This window comes from Nonomuraea sp. B5E05 (assembly GCF_039880665.1).
GTDB lineage: Bacteria > Actinomycetota > Actinomycetes > Streptosporangiales > Streptosporangiaceae > Nonomuraea.
In genome coordinates, this window is the sequence record NZ_JBDPMJ010000069.1 from 1 (window position 1) to 5,001 (window position 5,001).

The window sequence follows — 5,001 nt, forward strand, 5'->3', positions numbered from 1 at the left end:
CGGAGCCTCTGGTCTAACGGTTGATCTTGGTCGACAACCCTTCTACCAGGGGCTCTTCTACTTGTCGATCAGACCCACTCGCGCAGCATGCCCGCGACCTGCGGCTTCAGGATGGAAAACACTCACTGTACCTCCCCTTCGGCGTCTCCGTAGCGCACATACAGGGTGCCATTGCCCTCGACGTCCTGGGCCAGGTACCAATGCCTAAGTCCTTGGCCGGCCAGTCGATCGGTCACCTCTTTACGGTCGGGGTCCGGGTTGATTCCGTCTAGTGTGACGATTCCGTTGTCGATGGCTATCAGCATGAGGTCCTCATCGCCATCGGTGTCATAGGGTCCTGGAGCGCCGGCAGGCTGCGTAAGAGGGGCCGATCGTAGGCGGCGGATGGCTTCCGCCGATGTCAGTTGGCCGGAGTCGGGGATGGTTAGCGTGTATGCGAAAATGTCGAGAGTCAGTGTTCTCAGCGTCTCGACATATTGTTCGATCATCTTTCTCAGCATGAATATCTCCTGTAAGCCGGCATCCCCCGGGATGAACGATGTCTGCTCATCCCGGGGGCAGTTTACGGTGTCGAACTATCGCGAATCATGCCTAGGCATGCGCGCTTCTGCCAATTTCTATAGCCTGGCACAATTGCTTTCACTAAGAAGTGATCGTACGGTTTCGTGCGCTTATCTCCGTCCATGCCGAGGATGCGCTGTGAGCCGTAGTACTTGCCGATGTTCTTGCTGTCCTCGTTGTTGTGCTTATGATAGACGGGTCTAACGGAGAATCGCCGGAAATTTGAATCCTTCCCGTTGTTGGCTCCGGTCCACGACCCCTGCATGGTGGATTGAAATGGATGCTCGTCACATTCATGCAGTCTGTGAGAAGTTTTCTTTCCCAGCACTGGGTCTGTGTCGTCGTATTCCTTGAAAAAATGACGAAGAGTCACAACACAAAGGCGGGCGATGCGCTGACCCGTCTTTATAACCGCGATCGGATCCTGTACGGCCAGAACTTCTTCAACCGCTTCGCCACACAGCTCACCAGCGTCGAACCTATGAAGGACCTATGCTTCCAGCCGATCGCCACAGGATCCACCTACTTCAATGACAAACCGAGAGACTAGCGATTAGCCCGCGTGGCGGGGGAGAATGTTCTCCTCCGCCATGTGTTCGTCCTCGATAAGTGAGGGATATCGGAAATGAACGTCCAGGCAACGGCGCAGCGTTATGCGGAGATTCTCCTCGGAGACGGCAGTTGGCTCACCGAGGAGCTCGCATGGACAGTTCTACGGCCGCGAGTCGGGCCACTGACGCTGAGTGACGTCGCTCAAAGATTGTCCGGGAACAGCCATGCTGTCATTGTCGAGCGCGATTTCGAGGAGGCCTACGCGGCCAACGCTGTGGTGCTCGACGAAACGGATGGGGCGGTGATGATCGTCGATCTCCACAGGACGAGCAACACGCCCGACCCGGACTTCATCGCCCGGCTCAGTCGCGACGTTGATGTCTGGCACGTCTCCTGGCATACGGCGCTGAGCCGGCGGATGATCCATGCCCTGGATGGGCGCATTCTCGCGGCCGTCCCCCACCTTGACCCAGCCGAAGCTGTCGGTGAGGATCTCGACTCAGTCCAAGCCGAACTGGCTGCTCTCTCCGCGGCCCAACATGACGACTGGCCCGCCGTTGAGGCAACCGCCCTGGCCATCGTAGAAGAACGCACAGGTGCACGCCTGCGCCTCGATTGGTTCGACCACGCTCATACATCGGTAGCCCTTGATCAATGACGTCGGATCATCGGTCTTCTTGTTTTGTCCGTGGCTCATATGCTCGCAGAACATCAAGTTCTTCGTGAAGCTGACCGACTTCGGCGTCTACAACAGAGGCGATAGGCGTACGGAACTGGACGACGACCTGGACGACGTCCAGATCGAATTTGAACTGGCCACGCAGGGGTGCCAGGTCCAGAAGGGCGATCCCACCCAACTCAAGACGATCGCAGGCTGGCGCTCTACGCCGTATCTCGAGTACACCATCCACACCCCCAAGCCCTGACCGAGAAGGAGCTGGCATCCCCGCTGGCAGCCCGGCCGTACGACCTCCGCCACGCCTGTGTCTCGACCTGGCTCAATGCCGGGGTGCCCGCGCCGCAGGTCGCCGAGTGGGCTGGCCACAGCGTTGACGTGCTCTTGCGCGTGTACGCCAAGTGCATCGTCGGGCAGGACGAAACAGCAAAGCGTCGGATCTCCGACGCCTTGGGAGACGATTCGGCCGCGTGAATATCGGAGGATGCTGGCAATGTTCCGGCATTCTCCGACTTCACGTGCGCAGACAGCATCGAAATCAGTTCAGGAGAGGATCTTGGCGGCGTTCGCGTAACGCACCTTCAGAAGATTGGACAAGCGGTCGATGGTGGGGCGGTTGGCCGCGATGATCTTTTCCTGGGCCGACGCGTAGGCGCGCTTACGGGCGCCGCTGTAGTCGACCTTCAACCGGCACGCCTCATCGGCGACCGCCACGGCGATCTCGTCCTTGCCGGGCGGTTGCCACGCGCTGTCCTGCCCGCCGCGCCCGGCCCATCGCTTGTCGCTCTCGGCGGCCGGCGGGTCTGGGTAGGTGAAGCCTGATGCGCGCATGCACTCGCTCCATGCCGAGCCTGCGGCCTGCACTTGTGGGTGGTTGTACGCGGCTATTGCGGCGTCGTCCATGAGGACGTAGAGATTCTTGTAGATGTGCGGCTTGGCGGGTACCTTGCCGTCCGGGCCGGGAGCGTTCCCATTGAGCTTGCGCTGCGCCCAGCCGTCACATCCTTCCGAAGGAACGGCACGGCCTTTGTACGTTTTCACGGTGCCGACGTGAACGGCGTCCTGCTTCCGCGGAATGACGTACCCGCGGATGCCGGAAACGGCGGCCGCAGCTTCCTCCCATTGCCCGGGAGGGCCGCTGTAGCCGTTTTCGGCGACTTTCTTCGCCCCCAGCCAGCCGAGGTAGGACGCGTTTTTCGGATAGGCAATCGGCTTGGTGTTGTGTGGTTTGAACTTCAGTCCGAACCCGGCCACGCATCGCTCTATCAAGAGATAACGGGCGGTCTGCACCGTCGAGCGTTGTTCGGACGTCAAATCGTAGGTGTCCAGCGGCAGGACCAGGTCCGACTCATTCTGCACGGGGCGGGATTGTGGCGGGCTGGATGGGCTCGGTGCACTGCAGGCGGACATGGCACCTAAAAGGGTTGTGATGCATGCGATGGCGGCCATCGGACGGCTCTTCAAGTCTCTCCTATGACGACAAGCGGTGTGGCTGCCATAGCCTACCTGGGATCCATGCCGTCACGCTGGCTCGTTTGGCCTGCGCGACGGCATGGTCGTCAGCTAATCATCGATGGTTTCGTACAACGCTGGTCGCTCTAGTAGGCTTTCCTGGTGCCGTACCACCACGTGCCATCCCAGTCGGAGTGGGCGCGAATGTAGGTGGCCTCGTTCTGCCGGATGCCGGCGGTGTAAGCGGCGTTCGGGGAGGTGATTGTACGGCCGAGTGCGCTACCCCAACCGCAGAAATGTGGATCGCTGGCGTTGTCCCACCAACCGGTCGTCACCCTGTCGTTGGGCGGAGTCCCGCCCGGCTGGAAATCATTGTACGACTTGGACCAGCCGAAGGTGAGGCCGTTGGCTGAATGCACCCCGTCGTTCACCTGCGACCGGAAGTATTCCACGTTGCCGCCGCTGTGTGTTCCACCTCCATTGAAGACGGTGCCGGAAACCGGGCTTCGAGTGCTCGAGAAGGTGGCCGCCCCAGGGTCGCTCAGCCAATTCCCGCAGTAGATATCCGCCGCCAGCATCGAGGCGTCACCACGCGCGCGATTCGTTGCGCTCGGCTTGTCTTCTTCCTTCAGCGGAAGGTCCTCGATAGAAATGGGTTGCGGCGCAGGAGCGCCTTCCAGGAGCTTCATCTGACTGGCACGTTCCTCAGGAGTGAGCGTCCCCTGCTGCACAACGGGGTCGCCGGCCGTGGCGGGAGCCGGTTCGGCGCCAGCCGGGGTCGTTGAGAGGACGGCCATTACCGGTGCGGCCAATGCGACGATCGTCAGGGAAACTTTACGGTGCATTACAATGACCCTTTCAGGAGTCGAATGAATGGTTGCCGTGTCCTTTTTCGCGGACCAAGCGCGGACACGACCTAAGCCGCGCGTTCTGGGCGGCTGTTCCGCACCTCCATGGAATCTGGGCAGCATCGTGTGAACGCTGCGATTGCCTGAGGAAGAAGGCAGGAGATGGCTGCGCGGCGTCAGCGGATGCGTTGCTTTTGCTCCATTCGCTGCGCGGCCTTGATCCGATCGGCCCGGAACGGGTCTTCCGCGCCCGCGCCTTCGCCGGGCGTGCGGTTCCACGTCAGGGCTGAAGCGTTCTCACGTGGTGAGACCGAGTAGTTGAAGACCGTCGGCAGGGTGGCTGCGGTAGTGGTCGGTGGCGGCGGTGATGTTGGTCCAGCCGATGAGGCGGGTCAGGCCGACGGCGAGGTTGCGGAGGCTGGCCAGGATCCGGGGTGCGGCGCCGGTGCGGACCTTGCAGGCGTCTTCGCGGTAGGTGACGTCGCGGATGTGGTGCAGGGCCTCGACGCTCCAGTGCCCGCGGATCAGCGCGGCGAGCTGGGCATGGGTGATGCGGCCCGGTGGCAGGCTGGTGATGGCGTAGATCGTGACGATGGTGGTCTTGCCGGTTTTGAGGTCGGTGCGGCGGCGTTTGACCTGGATGGCTTGGGCGGCGTGGGGGAAGGGCAGGCCGGGGCGGGTGGTGCAGATCTTCATGCGGCGGATCTCGCGGCGGCCGTGCCGGCGCTCGTCGGTGCGGTCGTTGAGGACCGCTTCGCGCCAGGGCAGTGCTTTGAGCCTGCGGTGGAGTGTGGGCGTGGAGTAGGCCGCGCGGCGCGGTTCCCTTGACGGGGCGTTTCCGCGCGGCCCCTCCCCGAACCGGACGGGCGAGTTTCCCCGCATCGCGGCTCTCCAGTGGTGCTACTGCGCGTG

At 62.0% G+C, this 5,001-nt stretch carries 7 protein-coding genes and 1 pseudogene; 4 read left to right on the forward strand and 4 right to left on the reverse strand.

Going from position 1 to position 5,001, the window contains the following annotated elements; translation table 11 throughout:
- Positions 1 to 122 precede the first annotated feature (122 nt).
- Positions 123 to 500 carry a hypothetical protein gene (locus ABGB01_RS45645; protein ID WP_347780576.1) on the reverse strand — a complete coding sequence of 126 codons (378 nt, stop codon included), beginning with the start codon at positions 498 to 500 and terminating at the stop codon, positions 123 to 125.
- 341 nt (positions 501 to 841) lie between these two features.
- On the opposite strand from ABGB01_RS45645, the gene ABGB01_RS45650 reads away from it, so the two are divergent.
- The 4 genes and pseudogenes from ABGB01_RS45650 to ABGB01_RS45665 form a co-directional block, all read left to right on the forward strand.
- A complete protein-coding gene (locus ABGB01_RS45650) occupies positions 842 to 1,111 on the forward strand; it encodes a hypothetical protein (RefSeq protein ID WP_347780578.1) in 270 nt (89 codons plus the stop codon).
- Positions 1,112 to 1,186: 75 nt separating this feature from the next.
- Positions 1,187 to 1,771 carry a hypothetical protein gene (locus ABGB01_RS45655; protein WP_347780579.1) on the forward strand — a complete coding sequence of 195 codons (585 nt, stop codon included), beginning with the start codon at positions 1,187 to 1,189 and terminating at the stop codon, positions 1,769 to 1,771.
- Positions 1,772 to 1,835: 64 nt separating this feature from the next.
- Positions 1,836 to 2,039 carry a hypothetical protein gene (locus ABGB01_RS45660; protein WP_347780584.1) on the forward strand — a complete coding sequence of 68 codons (204 nt, stop codon included), beginning with the start codon at positions 1,836 to 1,838 and terminating at the stop codon, positions 2,037 to 2,039.
- Positions 2,033 to 2,263: pseudogene (locus ABGB01_RS45665) on the forward strand (integrase); the annotation flags it as partial. The gene ABGB01_RS45660 and the pseudogene ABGB01_RS45665, both read left to right, overlap by 7 nt.
- Positions 2,264 to 2,332: 69 nt before the next feature.
- Here ABGB01_RS45665 and ABGB01_RS45670 read toward each other — a convergent pair.
- From ABGB01_RS45670 to ABGB01_RS45680, 3 genes are all read right to left on the reverse strand, one after another.
- Positions 2,333 to 3,148: a hypothetical protein gene (locus ABGB01_RS45670; protein ID WP_347780580.1), complete on the reverse strand. Its 816-nt coding sequence runs from the start codon at positions 3,146 to 3,148 to the stop codon at positions 2,333 to 2,335.
- 239 nt (positions 3,149 to 3,387) lie between these two features.
- Positions 3,388 to 4,212, reverse strand: coding sequence for a hypothetical protein (locus ABGB01_RS45675; RefSeq protein ID WP_347780581.1), 825 nt, complete (start codon positions 4,210 to 4,212; stop codon positions 3,388 to 3,390).
- Positions 4,213 to 4,386: 174 nt separating this feature from the next.
- On the reverse strand, positions 4,387 to 4,971 hold the full coding sequence (locus ABGB01_RS45680) for an ISAs1 family transposase (RefSeq protein ID WP_347780583.1): 585 nt from the start codon (positions 4,969 to 4,971) through the stop codon (positions 4,387 to 4,389).
- Positions 4,972 to 5,001: the final 30 nt, after the last annotated feature.